Annotated in this window: 12 protein-coding genes (1 of these 12 cut by a window edge); 7 read left to right on the top strand and 5 right to left on the bottom strand. The window is 70.9% G+C overall.

What is annotated here, in order from left to right; genetic code table 11:
* Nucleotides 1-170 precede the first annotated feature (170 nt).
* The 6 genes from pyrH (at nucleotide 171) to rseP (ending at nucleotide 5,855) form a co-directional block, all read left to right on the top strand.
* The gene (gene pyrH / locus BLV24_RS16665; protein WP_092683865.1) at nucleotides 171-911 is read left to right on the top strand and encodes a UMP kinase; all 741 of its coding nucleotides are present in this window, start codon (nucleotides 171-173) and stop codon (nucleotides 909-911) included.
* 48 nt (nucleotides 912-959) lie between these two features.
* The gene (gene frr / locus BLV24_RS16660) at nucleotides 960-1,523 is read left to right on the top strand and encodes a ribosome recycling factor (protein ID WP_092683863.1); all 564 of its coding nucleotides are present in this window, start codon (nucleotides 960-962) and stop codon (nucleotides 1,521-1,523) included.
* Between the two features lie 72 nt (nucleotides 1,524-1,595).
* Nucleotides 1,596-2,363 (top strand): polyprenyl diphosphate synthase, encoded by a 768-nt coding sequence (uppS, locus tag BLV24_RS16655; RefSeq protein WP_092683861.1) that lies wholly within the window; start codon nucleotides 1,596-1,598, stop codon nucleotides 2,361-2,363.
* Between the two features lie 5 nt (nucleotides 2,364-2,368).
* Complete coding sequence (locus BLV24_RS16650; RefSeq protein ID WP_092683859.1) at nucleotides 2,369-3,217, top strand: phosphatidate cytidylyltransferase; 849 nt, start codon at nucleotides 2,369-2,371, stop codon at nucleotides 3,215-3,217.
* Entirely contained in the window at nucleotides 3,214-4,434 is a 1,221-nt protein-coding gene (gene dxr / locus BLV24_RS16645; RefSeq protein ID WP_245710626.1) for a 1-deoxy-D-xylulose-5-phosphate reductoisomerase, read from the top strand. The genes BLV24_RS16650 and dxr overlap by 4 nt, the downstream gene beginning before the upstream one ends.
* A gap of 65 nt (nucleotides 4,435-4,499) precedes the next feature.
* On the top strand, nucleotides 4,500-5,855 hold the full coding sequence (rseP, locus tag BLV24_RS16640) for an RIP metalloprotease RseP (protein ID WP_092683855.1): 1,356 nt from the start codon (nucleotides 4,500-4,502) through the stop codon (nucleotides 5,853-5,855).
* A gap of 54 nt (nucleotides 5,856-5,909) precedes the next feature.
* Here rseP and hisN read toward each other — a convergent pair whose 3' ends face one another.
* The 5 genes from hisN to BLV24_RS21710 all read right to left on the bottom strand — a co-directional run bounded on the left by hisN (nucleotide 5,910) and on the right by BLV24_RS21710 (nucleotide 11,602).
* Nucleotides 5,910-6,752 (bottom strand): histidinol-phosphatase, encoded by an 843-nt coding sequence (gene hisN / locus BLV24_RS16635; RefSeq protein WP_092683853.1) that lies wholly within the window; start codon nucleotides 6,750-6,752, stop codon nucleotides 5,910-5,912.
* A gap of 122 nt (nucleotides 6,753-6,874) precedes the next feature.
* The gene (locus tag BLV24_RS16630) at nucleotides 6,875-7,255 is read right to left on the bottom strand and encodes a helix-turn-helix domain-containing protein (RefSeq protein WP_092683851.1); all 381 of its coding nucleotides are present in this window, start codon (nucleotides 7,253-7,255) and stop codon (nucleotides 6,875-6,877) included.
* A 237-nt stretch (nucleotides 7,256-7,492) separates the two neighbouring features.
* Entirely contained in the window at nucleotides 7,493-9,322 is a 1,830-nt protein-coding gene (gene typA, locus BLV24_RS16625; RefSeq protein WP_092683849.1) for a translational GTPase TypA, read from the bottom strand.
* Between the two features lie 336 nt (nucleotides 9,323-9,658).
* Entirely contained in the window at nucleotides 9,659-10,942 is a 1,284-nt protein-coding gene (locus BLV24_RS16620) for a hypothetical protein (protein ID WP_092683847.1), read from the bottom strand.
* Nucleotides 10,943-11,182: 240 nt separating this feature from the next.
* Nucleotides 11,183-11,602 carry a hypothetical protein gene (locus BLV24_RS21710; RefSeq protein WP_143040343.1) on the bottom strand — a complete coding sequence of 140 codons (420 nt, stop codon included), beginning with the start codon at nucleotides 11,600-11,602 and terminating at the stop codon, nucleotides 11,183-11,185.
* Nucleotides 11,603-11,780: 178 nt separating this feature from the next.
* On the opposite strand from BLV24_RS21710, the gene BLV24_RS16615 reads away from it, so the two are divergent.
* A protein-coding gene (locus BLV24_RS16615) for a cadherin-like domain-containing protein (RefSeq protein ID WP_143040342.1) crosses the window boundary here: on the top strand, nucleotides 11,781-15,774 show its beginning. 25,376 nt of this gene lie beyond the right edge of the window; only the first 3,994 of its 29,370 coding nucleotides appear in the window; its start codon is at nucleotides 11,781-11,783; the stop codon falls past the right edge of the window.

The raw sequence follows: 15,774 nt of genomic DNA, 5'->3' as shown, positions 1-15,774 counted from the left end.
CGCCGCGGCCTCGCGTCGCCGCCGCCCCGGGTTCGGCCAGCATCCCGGTCCCGGAGTTTCCGGCCCGGCGACATTCGCCCGCGATCCGCCCCCCTGCGGCCCCGCGCGCCTTGCATCCGCGCCCCCCTTCGGACAGATTGCGCGCGCCAGCCGACAGGAGAGACTCGCGCATGACCGAGGCCGCCAAAACGCCGTCCCCGCTCCTTTATCCGCGCGTTCTGCTCAAGATATCCGGCGAAGCGTTGATGGGCGATCAGGGCTTCGGCCTGCATCCCCCCACCGTCCAGCGCATCGCCGATGAGGTGAAGGCGGTCTATGACCTGGGCGTCGAGATCTGCCTCGTCATCGGCGGCGGCAACATCTTCCGCGGCCTGCAGGGCTCCGCCCAGGGGATGGAACGCGCCTCCGCCGACTATATGGGCATGCTCGCGACCGTTATGAACGCGCTGGGCATGCAGTCCGCGCTGGAGGATCTGGGCGTCCACGCGCGCGTGATTTCGGCCATCCCCATGGACCAGATCTGCGAGCCCTATATCCGCCGCCGCGCCGTGCGCCACCTGGAGAAGGGGCGCATCGTCATCTTCGCCGCCGGCACCGGCAACCCGTATTTCACCACCGACACCGCCGCCGCGCTGCGGGCGATGGAGATGAATTGCGGGGCCATCATGAAGGGCACCCAGGTGGACGGCGTCTATACCGCCGATCCCAAGCTGGACCCGGACGCCAAGCGCTACGAGCGGATCACCTATGACGAGGTGCTGATCAAGAACCTCAAGGTGATGGACGCCTCGGCCATCGCGCTCGCGCGCGATAACAATCTGCCGCTGATCGTCTTCTCGCTGCATTCCCCGGGCGGTTTCGCCGAGGTCTTGAGCGGTCGCGGAAAATTCACCATTGTCGAGCAGTCATGATGCGGGGGCGCGCCGCATCGGCCGCGCGCCGTCGCCGGGAGGACATCCATGAGCGATGAGATCGAGATCGATACTGACGACCTCGAACGTCGAATGGACGGGGCGATCGCGTCCCTGAGAAACGATTTCGCCTCGCTGCGCACGGGGCGGGCCTCGGCGTCCATGCTGGACCCGGTGAGCATCGACGCCTACGGCGCCGACACGCCGATCAACCAGGTGGGCACCATCAACGTGCCCGAGCCGCGGATGCTGACCCTGTCGATCTGGGACAAGGCCCTGGTCGGCAAGGTGGACAAGGCGATCCGCTCCTCGGGCCTGGGTCTGAACCCGGTGGTCGACGGCACGCTGATCCGCCTGCCGATCCCCGAGCTGAACGAGGAACGACGCCGCGAACTGGTCAAGGTCGCCGGGCAATACTCCGAAAGCGCCAAGGTCGCCGTGCGCAACGTGCGTCGCGACGGCATGGACATGGTCAAGAAGGCCAAGTCCGCGGGGCTGAGCGAAGACGACGCCAAGTTCTACTCGGACGAGATCCAGGCCATGACCGACGCCACGATCAAGAAGATCGATCAGGCGCTGGAATCGAAGCAGGAAGAGATCATGCAGGTCTGATCCCCTCGGCGCGCGCAGGGCGCGCCGGAGGGCCAGGCCGCCGGCGCCCGAACGCGCCGACAGGAGACGCGAATGTTCAATTCCTCGCCCGCCCCCGCGACCGAGGCCGCCGCAGCGGTCACGACGCATGGGGACGGGGCCGGCCGCCCGCGTCATGTGGCGGTCATCATGGACGGCAACGGCCGCTGGGCGAAATCCCGCGGGCTGCCCCGCCTCGCCGGTCACCGGCGCGGGGCGGAGGTCGTGCGCCGCATCGTCGAGGCCGCGCCGGATTCGGGCGTGTCCTATCTGACGCTCTACGCCTTCTCGACCGAGAACTGGAAACGCTCCTCCGAAGAGGTGCAGGGGTTGATGGAGCTGTTCTCCATCTACATCCGGCGCGAGGGCAAGGAGCTCAAGCGCCGGGGCGCCCGCGTGCGCTTCATCGGCGACCGGACGCGCCTGAACCGCGACCTGGCCGAGCAGATGGGCCGGCTGGAAGCCTCGACCGAGAGCAATGACCGGCTCAACCTGACCATCGCCATCAACTATGGCGGGCGGGACGAGATCCTCGGCGCCGTGCGCCGGCTGGCCGCCGAGATCGCCGCCGGCCGCCTGGCGCCCGAGGCGCTGGACGCCGACGCCTTCTCCGCCGCGCTGGACACGCGGGAGCTGCCGGATCCGGACCTGGTGATCCGCACGTCGGGGGAGATGCGGACCTCGAATTTCCTGCCCTGGCAGTCGGCCTATGCCGAATACGCCTTCGTGCCCGAGACCTGGCCCGATTTCACGCCGGAGCTTTTCGCGCGCGCCTGCGCCGCTTTCGGGGCGCGCAACCGCCGCTTCGGCGCGGCCGACTGATCGTCATGGAACCTGGCGAGCCCGCCGATGCCGGGCGCGGCCCCCGCAAGGGCGGCTTCGCCGATCTGCGCCAGCGCACGCTGACCGCGCTGGCCATGTCCGTGGTGGCCATCGCCGCGGTCGGGGTCGGGGACTGGGCCTTCGCGCCGCTCGCCGCCCTGATCGCCGCCGGCATGGGGTGGGAGCTGCGCCGCATGACCGCCGGCGAGTTCGACCTGGCGGGCTGGCTGATGGGCGCGGCCGGGGCCGGGGCCTGCCTGCTGACCCAGGCGCTGAGCTATCGCTACGGGCTGGGCTGGCTGGCGCTGTGCCTGATCCCGCTCGCGGTGATGACCCGGAGCGAGGCGCGCCTGGCCCGCTTCACGGCGCTGATCGGGACCGTCTATGTCGCGATCGCCTGCGCGGCGCTGGTCGGGCTGCGGGACGATGATCTCTATGGCTGGGAGGCGGTGCTCTGGGTGGCGCTGACGGTCGTGGCCACGGATATCGGCGGCTATTTCGCCGGGCGCGCGATCGGGGGGCCGAAGCTCTGGCCCGCGGTGTCGCCGGGCAAGACCTGGGCCGGGCTCGGCGGCGGCATGGCCTTCGCCATCGTGGTGGGGGCGGTGTTCTCGTCCGCCACTTCCGGCACCCTGTTCCACGAAGTCGCGCTGGTCTCCGCCGTCATGGCGGTGGTGGCGCAGGGCGGAGACCTGGCCGAAAGCGCGCTGAAACGGCGCTGCGGGGTCAAGGACAGCTCCAACCTGATCCCCGGCCATGGCGGGCTTCTGGACCGGATGGACGGGCTGCTGGCCGCGGGCATGGTGGCGGCGCTGGTGTCCTTCCTGCTCGGCCAGTCGGTGTTCATATGGTGAGCCCTGCGGGACCCGCCCCCCGCCGGGTGACGGTGCTGGGGGCCACCGGCTCCATCGGCGCGTCCACGCTCGACATCCTGCGCCACGCGGCGGGGGATGGCGGGCCGGTCCCGCAGGTCGTCGCGCTCACCGGCAACGGCAACATCGCCGGGCTCGCCGCCGCCGCCCGCGAATTCCGCGCCGAGCTGGCGGTGACCGCCGACCCCGCCCGCTACGCCGAGCTGAAGGACGCGCTGGCCGGCTCGGGCGTCGAGGCCGCCGCCGGTCCCGACGCCATCGTCGAGGCCGCCGCCCGCCCCGCCGACTGGTGCATGGCCGCCATCGTGGGCGCCGCCGGCCTCGCCCCCACGCTCGCCGCCGCGGCGCAGGGCGGGACCGTGGCGCTGGCCAACAAGGAATGCCTCGTCTCCGCCGGCGACCTGTTCCTGGCCGAGATCGCCCGCGCCGGCGCCACCCTTCTGCCGGTGGACAGCGAGCATAACGCCATCTTCCAGGTGCTCGATCCCGCGCAGCGCCCGGCGCTGGACCGGATCATCCTGACCGCCTCGGGCGGGCCGTTCCGCGACTGGTCGGCCGACCGCATGTCCCGCGCCACGTTGCGCGAGGCGGTCGCGCACCCCAATTGGGACATGGGCGCCCGGATCTCGGTCGACAGCGCCTCGATGTTCAACAAGGCGCTGGAGATGATCGAGGCCAGGCACCTCTTCGGTCTGGCGCCCTCGCAGGTGGAGGTGCTGGTGCATCCGCAGTCGGTGGTGCATTCGATGGTGGGCTATGCCGACGGCTCCGTGCTGGCGCAGCTGGGCGCGCCGGACATGCGCCACGCCATCGGATACGCCTGGAACTGGCCCGAGCGCCGTGCGCTGCCGGTGGAGCGGCTGGACTTCGCCGCGCTCTCCCGGCTCGATTTTCTCGCGCCCGACGAGACCCGCTTTCCCGCCCTGCGCCTGGCGCGCGAGGCGATGGAGGCCGGAGGGCTCGCGGGCTGCGCGCTCAACGCCGCCAAGGAGGCCGCGTTGGAAGCGTTCATGGAGGCGCGCATAGGCTTCCTCGACATGGCGCGCGTGGTGGAGGCGACGCTGGCGCGGCTCGCCCCCTTCGCGCCGGCGCGGGATCTCGGCGCCGTCTTCGCGATGGACGAGGCCGCGCGGGCCGAAGCGGAGGCCGTGATCGCGCGGGATCACGCGCGGCTGGGAAATGGCGGCGTTCTCGCCTAGATCAACAACTGTTCATTCCGGCGCGCGGTCCAGAACGGGCGCGGCCGGCGATCCGGAGGTCCCATATGGACGCGTTCGCATTGATGACCCAGGTCGGGGGCGTGGCCGGCTCGATCGCCTCGTTCCTCGTGGTTCTGGGCGTGGTCGTGTCGGTGCACGAGTTCGGCCATTACATCGTGGCGCGCTGGTGCGGGATCGACGCCGAGGTGTTCTCGATCGGCTTCGGCAAGGAGATCTGGGGCTGGAACGACCGCCGCGGCACCCGCTGGCGGCTGGCGGTGCTGCCGCTGGGCGGCTACGTGAAATTCGTGGGCGACGGCGACGCGGCCTCCGCGCGCGCCGACACCGCGGGGATGGAGGCGATGGACGACGCGACGCGCGCCCGTTCCTTCCCCGGCGCGGCCCTGTGGAAGCGCGCGCTGGCGGTGGCGGCGGGGCCGGGCTTCAACTTCATCCTGTCGATCCTGATCTATGCCGGCCTGACCATGGCGCTCGGCGTGGGGTCGGAACGCCCGGTGCTCGGCGCCTCGCAGGCCCAGGGGGCGGAGACCTTCCCCCTGCGTCCGGGCGACGAGATCCTGGCCGTGGCCGGGACCGAGGTCACCACGTTCGTCGACATTTCCAAGGCCTATGACGCGGCCAGCACGGCCGAGCCGGGGCGGTCGCTGTTCCCCGTGGACCTGCGCCGCGACGGGCGCGAGATGACGCTGGAGACCGGCCCGGCGATCCCGCCGCTGGTCGGCTCCGTGGCGCCGGCGAGCCCGGCGGAGGAGGCCGGGCTGATGGCCGGCGACCGCATCGTGCAGGCCGACGGGCGGCCGGTCGGGGCCTTCAGCGATCTGCAGCGGGTGGTCTTCGGCTCCGACGGCGCCTCGGTGGCGTTGGTGGTCGAGGGCGCGGACGGCGCCCGGCGCGAGGTCACGCTGACCCCCAAGCTCAACCCGGTGCCCTCGGCCGATGGCGGGATCGAGATGCGGCCGCTGATCGGCGTCTCCGCCGTGCCGCTGATCGCGCCCGAAGTGGTGACGCCCGGCGTCGGGCAGGCGCTGGGCAATGGCGTGACCCGCACCTGGCAGGTGATCCATTCCTCGCTGGCCTATGTGGGCGCGATCATCGGGGGGGAGGCGGACAGTTCCGGCCTGGGCGGCCCGATCCGCATCGCCTCCCTGTCGGGCGACGCGGCGGGGGCGGGGATCGTGGCGTTCCTCGGCATGATCGCGATGATCTCGACCTCGATCGGGATGATCAACCTGTTCCCGATCCCGGTGCTCGATGGCGGGCACCTGATGTTCTACGCCTTCGAGGCGGTGCGCGGCCGGCCGCTGGGCGACCGCGCGACGGAGGCCGCGACCGGCGTCGGCCTCGCCCTGGTATTGGGGCTGATGGTGCTGGTGACCTTCAACGACCTGATGAGCCTGTAGGCCGGGGCGCGCGCCGCGCCGCGCCGCGTTGCGGACGGGGGCGCGCCCTGCGGCTCAGGCGTTGAGAATCGCGAGCGCTTCGGCGTGGATCTGCGGGTTGGCGGCGGCGAGGATGCGGCCGCCCTGCTGCGGGTCGCCGCCGTCCCAGGTGGTGACCACGCCGCCGGCCCCTTCGATGATCGGGATCAGGGCCTGGATGTCATAGGCCTGCAGGCCCGCCTCCACCACCAGGTCCACCCCCCCCGCCGCCACCAGCGCGTAGCCGGTGCAGTCGAGCCCGTAGCGGGTCAGGCGCACGCGGTCGCGCACCTGTTCGAACGCCGCGCGCTCGGCCTCCGTCCCCACTTCTGGGAAGGTGGAGCAGAGCCGCGCTTCGCAGAGCGGGACGGGCGCCCGGGCGCGCAGGCGGCGCGGGGCCTCCCCGTCGCGGGCGTGCCAGGCGGCGGCGCCGTCGCCCCAGAAGCGTTCCCGCGTCCAGGGCTGATCCATCACCCCCAGCACCGGCCGGGTTCCGTCATTGAGCCCGATCAGCACGCCCCAGGTGGGCGCGCCGACCAGGAAGGCGCGGGTGCCGTCGATCGGGTCCACCACCCAGGTCAGCCCGGAGGACGAGGCGGTGGCCGCGGCCTCCTCCCCCAGCACGCCGTCGGCGGGGCGTTCGGAGGCCAGCACCTCGCGGATCGCGGCCTCGGCGGCGCGGTCGGCCTCGGTCACCGGATCGAAGGCGCCGGGACCGGCCTTGTTGTCGGCGGCGAGCCCCTCGGCCCGGAAGAGGGAGAGGATGGCGGGACGCGCCGCGTCGGCGGCGCGATGGGCCGCGGCCAGCGCCGAGGTCAGCGCGGGGTCTGCGGTCTCCCCGGGAAGGGGGCCGGCGTCGGAACGGTGTTCGGAGGTCATGTCGGATCCGGGCGCGATGCGGCGCGCGGCGCAGCCGCGTCAGCCGGGGAAGGCCGGAAACCTAGCGGGTCCGGTGGCCGGGCGCAAAGGCCCGGCCACACAGGACGCATCGCAACCGCTGATCAGGCGGCTTCGCTCAGAACCCGGGCGAGGTCGAACAGGCGACGGCGCTGGTTCTCGGGGATCGCGTAATAGGAGCGCACCAGTTCGAGCGCTTCCTTGTCGGCGAGCAGATCCCCACGGGCGCTGGAGTCTGCGTCCATGCCCGCTTCCTCGATCGACTCGGCGTCGAGCCCCTCGAAGAAGTAGCTGATCGGAACCTCCAGCGACTTCGCGATATCCCACAACCGCGAGGCGCTGATCCGGTTCATGCCGGTCTCATATTTCTGGATCTGCTGAAACTTGATGCCCACCAGATCCCCGAGCTGCTGCTGGGTCATGCCCATCATCCAGCGCCGGTGCCGCACACGTTTCCCGACGTGAGCGTCTACGGGATGCTTCATCTGCTTGTTGCTCCTGACTGCACACGGACTCTTCCGCCGCTCCGGGATGGTCCGCATGCACACGTTCTGACGACGCGCTTGCGGAGGCCTGGATACGCGAGGCGGCCGCCCGGACGTTGTTACGCCATTTGGAAGTCTAGCAACAATGTGCAGCTGCGCACAATGCAACACCGTGGGTTGTTTTGCGCTGCAGCGCGAAAAAACCCACGGTTAGGTTTCATTTTGCGAAAATTCGCCTCAGGCGAGTGCGGAATTCGCCGCTCGCGCGTCGCGTTTGCGCTCATGCGGGTCGAGGAAGCGCTTGCGGAGGCGAATCGCTCCGGGCGTGACCTCCACCAGCTCGTCGGGCTCGATGAAGGCGATGGCCTCCTCCAGCGTGAAGCGGCGCGGAGTGGTCAGGATCACCGCCTCGTCCTTGCCCGAAGCCCGCATGTTGGTGAGCTTCTTGCCCTTGAGCGGGTTCACGTCGAGATCGCCGGGACGGGCGTTCTCGCCGATGATCATGCCCTGGTAGACCGGCTCGCCGGACCCGATGATCAGGCGACCGCGATCCTCCAGGTTGAACAGGGCGAAGGGCACCGAATCGCCGTTCTCCATGGAAATCAGCACGCCGTGGCGACGGCCCGGGATCGGACCCTTCCACTCGGCCCAGCTATGGAACACCCGGTTCATGATGCCGGTGCCGCGGGTGTCGGTGAGGAATTCGCCGTGATAGCCGATCAGGCCGCGCGCGGGGGCGTGGAACACGATGCGGGTCTTGCCGCCGCCCGAGGGACGCATCTCGGTCATCTCGGCCTTGCGCTGGGACATCTTGTCGACCACCGGGCCGGTGAACTCGTCGTCCACGTCGACGGTGACTTCCTCGATCGGCTCCAGCTTGCGGCCGTCCTCTTCGCGCATCATCACCCGGGGACGGGAGACGGAGAGCTCGAAGCCCTCGCGGCGCATGTTCTCGATCAGCACGCCGAGCTGAAGCTCGCCGCGGCCGGCGACCTCGAAGGCGTCGCGGTCGGCGGTGTCGGAGATGCGGATGGCGACGTTGCCCTCGGCCTCCCGCATCAGCCGGTCGCGGATCACGCGGGACTGGACCTTGTCGCCGTCACGGCCCGCCAGCGGCGAGTCGTTGATCGAGAAGGTCACCGCGATGGTCGGCGGGTCGATCGGCTGGGCCTTGATCGGCGCGGTCACCGCGGGCTCGCACAGGGTGTCGGCCACGGTGGCCTTGGACAGGCCGGCGATGGACACGATGTCCCCCGCCTCGGCCGAATCGACGGGCTGGCGGGCCAGGCCGCGGAAGGCCATGACCTTGGAGACGCGGAAGCGCTCGATCTCACCGGTCTCGCCGCGCAGGGCCTTGATGGTGGTGCCGGCGGCGATGCGCCCGGTCTCGATCCGGCCGGTCAGCAGGCGGCCTAGGAACGGGTCGGCTTCCAGCGTGGTGGCCAGCATGGAGAACGGCTTGTCGGCGTTGGCGACCTGCTTGGGCGTCTCGACATGGGCCATGACCTTGCGGAACAGGGCCGAGAGATCCTCGCGCGGGCCGTCGAGCTCATCGTCGGCCCAGCCGGAGCGGCCGGAGGCGTAGAGCACGGGGAAGTCGAGCTGGTGCTCGTCGGCGTCGAGCGCGGCGAACATGTCGAACACCTCGTCCAGCGCGCGATCGGGGTCGGCGTCGGGCTTGTCGACCTTGTTGAGCACGACGATGGGCCGCAGGCCCAGGGCCAGCGCCTTGGCGGTGACGAACTTGGTCTGGGGCATCGGGCCCTCGGCCGCGTCGACCAGCAGGATGGCGCCATCGACCATGGAGAGGATTCGCTCCACCTCGCCGCCGAAGTCGGCGTGGCCGGGGGTGTCGACGATGTTGATGCGCGTGCCCTCGAACTCGACCGAGGTGGCCTTGGCGAGGATGGTGATGCCGCGCTCACGCTCCAGGTCGTTGGAATCCATGGCGCGTTCGGCGACGGCCTGGTTTTCCCGGAACGAGCCGGACTGGCGGAGAAGCGCGTCGACGAGCGTGGTTTTGCCGTGGTCGACATGCGCGATGATCGCGATGTTGCGAAGATCCATGAGACGGGTTTCCGGACGTGTATAGGGGGCGCGGGCGCCCTTGGCGCCGTCGGTTGCGCGGCTCTTGGCGCATATGACGCGGCGCGGCAAGGGCGCGAACGGCCGCGGGGCGCCGCAGGCGTCCCGGCGTGTCCGGCCGGCCTCGAACCCGATCTCCGGGACGCGGCGCAGGATCAGGCGCCGCCGCGGATCGTTTCGGACAATTAGAGATACCAGACGAGGACCGATTGCAACCGCCCGTCGTCGATCACCGACAGCGCCCTCGCCGGGCGCGGCGCAGGGCAGGGCGAGGGGCGCCCCCCCCGGCGTCGGGGGCGCCCGTTCCCGCGACGCGGCTCAGTCGGCGTGCAGGGGCAGGGCGTCGATGCGGCGGTCGATCGCCTCGATCTGCGCCTTGTAGGCGGGGCTGTCGACCTCGCCGAACTTCGCCTTGAATTCCGACATCTGCATGAAGGAGGGCAGGCCCTCGATCGACGGCATCCAGTTGCGCACGGAGGCCGAGGCCTCGGCCAGCGCCGCCAGCCCGTCCGGCGCGGCCTCCGCCGCCGCCTCCGCCCAGCGGATGCCCGCCCGATCCGCGGCCACGTCGTCGAAGCTGTAGCCGGAGCCGCCGCCGGAGCCGTCGACCAGCTCCTTGACCTCGCCGGCCCCGAAGGACACCGCCGAGCCGCCGGCCATCTGGAATGCGGCCGACAGCAGGAAGTGCTTGCGAAGGTCCGAGCGGCCCAGAAGGCTCACGTCCTTGCAGCGCGCGCCCGCCTCGGCGGAGTCGAAGCCGCCGGTCACCGTCTCGATGGCGCCGCGCGTGGCGCAGATCGCGGCCAGCGCCGAGACCGCGGCGCGCAGCTCGCGCTCGGCCGCGCCGGGATCGTCGCCGGCGGCCTGGCGGGCGCTGTTCACCGCGAAGGCCAGCCAGGCGTCCAGCTCGCCCCGGGCGGGCAGCGCGCCGGAGGCCGCGGCCGCGGCGATGGCGTCGTAATGCCGGGCGATGTCGGCGCTGTCGGAGATTCCGGCCGCGTCGCGCACGCCGTCCATCACCCGGGACAACAGCGAGTCCTCGCCGCCTGCGCCCGCATCCACGGCCACCGTGACCGTGCCCGGCGTGGTGCGCACCCCTTCGATGGAGGAGAACAGCAGCGTGCCCATCGGCACGTCGGAGACCAGGTCCCCGACCCATTGCAGGACCTTGAGCGTGACCGACGGCGGCAGCGCCATGCGCCCGAGCCGCAGCGCCTGCACGTCGAGACCGGTCTCGGAGGGCGCGATCTCGGCGCGGAAGTTGATCCAGCCCAGCGCGTCCAGAAGCGGCGGCTGGGCGGAGAGCGCGACGGTCATGCCGTCGGAGGAGATCTGCGTGACGCCGCGCAGGCTGGGCGCGACCCGGGCGGCGGAGGCGATCAGGCCGTCGAGCTCGGCGGAGGTGGCCGACAGGCTGCGCGCGCCCTCGCCCCCCGCGACCTCGCGGGCGCGCTTGATCAGGGCCTTGGACTGGCGGGCCTGGTCCTGTCGGAGCGCGGCCGAGGGCGGCAGTTCCGGCGCCGGTTCGAACGCCGCGATCACGAAGGCGATCGGGCCGATGACGACGACGAGCACGATCAGCCAGAACAGCAGACGGAACATGAGATCCCTTTCCTCCCCGGACGGGACCCCCCGTCCCGGTCACGCAAAGGGTATCGACGACGCGGGCGAGGATGGCAAGGCGCGGGGCGGGTCAGGTTCGGGGCGTTCTCAGGGCGTTAGGGGGACGGGGGGCGTCCACCGGCTCCGCCGGCCGTGGACATCGGCGCGGGCGAGGGTTTCGGCCTCGGCTCCGGGCGTCGGCTCCCCGGTGCGGCCACAGGCTCGGCGAAGGCCGTGACGTCAGGTCCAGCGCCGCGCCGGCGCATCGCCGTTCGGGGCGCCGGGCCAGATCCGCGGAGGGGCGCCCGCCGGTTCCTCCGGGCGGTGCGGCGGCGTCGCTTCGGGAAGTTGTTCGGTCAGACCCGCAAGCAATTCGGCCGTGAACGGCGCGCCGGGCCGGGGGCGGCGCCGGGCCTGTCGCCGCAGGGCCTCGCGAATCTCGTTCATGCTTCGCCCCTCGAAACCTGACGCCGCGACGTTCGACGGCCGGCCCGGACCGCGCGTCATCAAAATTTTTTGGGGGGGCGCGGAGTCGATGCTGCGCCGCAGCGCCTGAACTTGACCCCCCGTCCAAAACTTTGCCGCTACGTCGAAAAATTCATGGCCATGCCGGATTTGCGGCGCAGCAGCGGCGATTTTGCGGTGAATCCGTTCACTCACCTAACTTAACGGATTGTTGAGCGGTCAGGTCCCGAGTGTTAGAAAATTCACCGACCTATGGGGGGTCCGCAACTAAGTTGCGCGGGAGGCGGGTGGTGTGGCCCGCAACCTGAGATTTTCAAGCAGGCGTTCGTCGCAGGGCTGCAGTCGACGAAAATCGCCTTGGGGGAGAACTGTGGTGAACGCTCCGATTATTCCCGAGACGCTGGTCAATGTCTTCACTTCTGGAGCGCAGTACCAGCCCTCCATTTCGATTTTAAGCGACGGCACGTATGTGGTCGTCTGGCGCAGCGCCGGGCAGGACGGCAGCGGGCTGGGCATCGTCGGACAGCGGTTCACCGCCCAGGGGGAGCGGATCGGGGCCGAGTTCATCGTGAACGAAACCCGCGAAGGCGACCAGGACCAGGCGGAGGTCGTGGGGCTGGCTTCCGGCGGGTTCGTGGTGATCTGGCGCAGCTTCGTCGACGGGCTCCGCCAGATCTCGGGCCAGGTCTACGACGCCGCCGGCGCGCCCGTCGGCGGCGAGTTCAAGATCAACGACACCGGAACCTGGGACGAGGTCGACCCGGACGTGCTGGCGCTGCCCGGTGGCGGCTTCGCGGTGGCCTGGACGCATACCTATGCGGAGGACATCCACCTCCGCCGGTTCGACGACGCCGGCGCGGCGCAGGGCGCCAGCGTCGTGGTCAACACCCATGACGGCAACCAGTACCAGGACAAGCGCTACGTCTCGATGGCGGTGATCGAGCCCGACGCCGGGCCCAACAGCCTGGCGGGCGGCGGTTTCGTGGTGGTCTGGGCCTCCTACAACCAGAGCGGCGGCAACTGGAACATCTACGCCCAGCGCCATGACCCGGCCGGGGTCGCGATCGGGGCCGAGACGCTGATCAACGCCGGCGACGCAGGCCAGTACACGCCCCGCGTGGTCGGGCTCTCCGACGGCCGCTGGGCGGTGGTCTGGACCGACATCACGGGCGACGACGGCAGCGGCTATGGCGTCTACGCAAGGGTGTTCGAGGGCGACGGCACGGCGGTGACCGGCGACGTGCAGGTCAATGTCGAGACCTCGTCCCACCAGCAGCAGCCCGATATCATCGCCACCCAGGACGGCGGCTTTTTCATCACCTGGATCGCCGAAACCTCCGGCGGATCGGGCGACGGGTCGTCCTACGGCATCTTCGGGCGCCGCTTCGACGCGTCCGGCGCGGCGACCACCGGCGAGATCGCCATCAACCAGAACACCTCCGGCCAGCAGGACGTGCCCCGGGTCGCGGAACTGGCGGACGGCACGCTGGCGCTGGTCTGGAGCTCGGTGACCAGCGGGAGCTCGGGCGATGGCGACGACCGCGCCATCTCGATGATCCTGATCGGCGACCCGATGACCTTCGTCGCGGCCTCGGCCCGGCCGGAGCTGGAAGCGGTGTCCGCGGTGCGCTCGGTCGACGAATCCGATTTCGACAGCGGCGCCATCCGGCTCGACGCCGACGGGGCGGCGGCCTTGTCGGACTCGGATTCCGCCGATTTCGACGGCGGCCGGCTGATCGTGCAGCGCATCTCCGCCTCGGTGCTGGAGGACGATTTCGAAGCCCAGGACGCCGATGGCCAGGACCTGCTCGGGCTCGACCAGACCGGTCCGGTCACGGTGGCGGGCGGCGTGGTGTCGGTGGACGGCGTGGCGGTGGGGACGGTCGCGTCCGACGGCGCGGACGGCGCGCCGCTGATCATCGAGCTCAACGCCTCCGCCACCGCGGCGCGGGTCGAGGTGCTGGTCGAGAACCTGACCTATCGCAACCTCTCCGACGATCCGCGCGAAGAGGCGCTGTTCCAGATCCAGGTGGAGGACGGCGACGGCGCGGCCTCGGACCCGGTGACGGTCCGCGTCGAGATCTCGGCCTCGGTCGACGGGCCGGACGGCGCCTTCGGCGAGCGGCAGGTCAACAATTACACCACGAACACCCAGGATGAGCCGGCGATCGCCCGCCTGGCCGATGGCGGCTGGGTCATCACCTGGACCTCCCACGATCAGGACGGCGCCCAGGACGGCGTCTACGCGCGGGCCTACGGTCCGGACGGCGCGCCGCGGGGCGCCGAGTTCCGGGTCAACGACGCGACCGTCGGCTACCAGGACATGCCCGGTGTCGCGGGCCTGAGCGACGGCGGCTTCGTGATCGTCTGGCGGGAAGGCAACGGCACGGTCATCCGCATGGCGCGCTACGACGCGACGGGGACGCGCACGGTCGCCGACTTCCAGGTGGAGACGAGCACCAACAACACCCAGACGCAGCCCACGGTGACGGCGCTGAGCAATGGCGGCTGGGTGGTCGGCTGGGCGACCAACGCCACCGACGCCGGCGGCGGGGACGGCGATTCCTACGCGGTGGCCACGCAGGTGTTCAACGCCGCCGGCGCCCCCGTGGGCGGCGAGACGGTGATCAACACCCAGACCGTCGGCAACCAGAGCCAGCCCGACATCGCCGCGCTCGACAACGGCCGCTTCATCGTGGTGTGGGCCGACAACGACGCGGCCGGCGACGGCTCCGGCACGTCGGTCAAGGGACGGATGGTGGCGGCCAACGGCGTGCCGGAAGGCGCGGGCGACATGCTGCTCAACGTCAACACGCTGAGCACGCAGAACTATCCGGTGGTGGCGAGCCATCCCGACGGCAGCTATGTCGTGGCCTGGACCAGCTACGACATCGACGGGTCGGGCGCCGGCGTCTCCGTGCGCCGCTTCGACGCCGCGGGCGCGCCGCTGGGCGACGAGATCCGGGTCAACGACCTGACCTCGGGCGACCAGCTTGCGGTCGACATCGCGACCCTTCCGGGCGGCGGCTTCGTGGTGTCCTGGCGCGCCTCGGGCCTGTCGTCGCTGGGCGATTCCAGCGGCGACGGCGTTTCGGCGCAGGTCTTCGACGCCGACGGAACCCGCGTCGACGGCCAGTTCCTGGTCAACGAACAGACCTCCAGCACCCAGTTCCAGGGCCGGATCCTGCCGCTGAGCGACGAGTCCATGGTCGCGGTCTGGACCTCGCAGACCTCCGGCGAGGCCGGCGACGGTTCGAGCTACGGCATCTTCACGCGGGTGATCGGCGCGGCGCCGGGCGTCGGCGGCTCGACCCCGCCGGAGCTGATCGGGCTCGGCGGGCTGCTGGAGATCGACGAGACCGAGGCCAGGGCCGGTCATTCCATCTTCGGGGACATGCTGCCTTCGGTCGCCGATCCCGACAGCGCGGATTTCGACGGCGGGCGGCTGCTGATCTCGCGCTATGAGACCGGCGACCTGGCCGACGGCTACCTTTCCCCCGACGATCACGGCCAGGACAACCTGACGGTGACGGCGGGCGGCGCGGTGACCGTCATCGGGTCCACCGTGCGGGTGGACGGCGTGGACGTGGCGACCGTGGTGTCGGACGGGCAGGCGGGCGCGGATCTCGAACTGACGCTGCTCGCCGGCGCCACCCGGGCGCGGCTGGAGGCGCTGCTGGAGGCGATCAGCTACCAGAACCCGTCCTCGGACCCCGAGGCCCTGCGCCGCTACACGCTGAGCCTGACCGATGGCGACGGCGGCGTGTCCGTGGACCATGATCTGCGCATCCAGATCGCGCCCGTCGATGACGGCGGGCTGACCGGGCTGGCCCAGGAGACGGTCAACAGCTTCGCCGAGGGCGACCAGCGCCTGCCCGAGATCGCGGCGCTGAGCGGCGGCGGCTGGGTGACGGTCTGGGCCTCGAACTTGCAGGACGGCTCGGGCTGGGGCGTCTACGGGCAGATCTACGGCGCCGACGGCGCGCGGATCGGCGGAGAGTTCCGCCTGGCCGAGCAATCCGTGGGCGACCAGCACGTGCCGGAGGTGGTCGGGCTGGCCGGCGGCGGCTTCGCCGCGGTCTGGCAGGGCGAGGGCCAGGGCGACGCCGATGACGGCATCCGCGTGCGGCGCTTCGCGGCCGACGGCACGCCCCTGGGCGACGAGGATCTGGTCAACACCACCATCGCCAACGACCAGAACAACGCTCAGATCGCCGCGATTCCGGCCGGCGGCTTCTACGTGTTCTGGCAGAGCTACTACCAGGACGGCGGCTATTACCGGCATTACGGCCAGCGCTACGACGCGGCCGGCCAGAAGGTCAGCTGGGACGGCGCGACCCCCGGCGCCGAGGAGATCCGGATCGACC

The organism is Albimonas donghaensis (assembly GCF_900106695.1).
Taxonomy (GTDB): domain Bacteria; phylum Pseudomonadota; class Alphaproteobacteria; order Rhodobacterales; family Rhodobacteraceae; genus Albimonas; species Albimonas donghaensis.
This window is presented reverse-complemented; position numbering and strand designations above follow the sequence as displayed.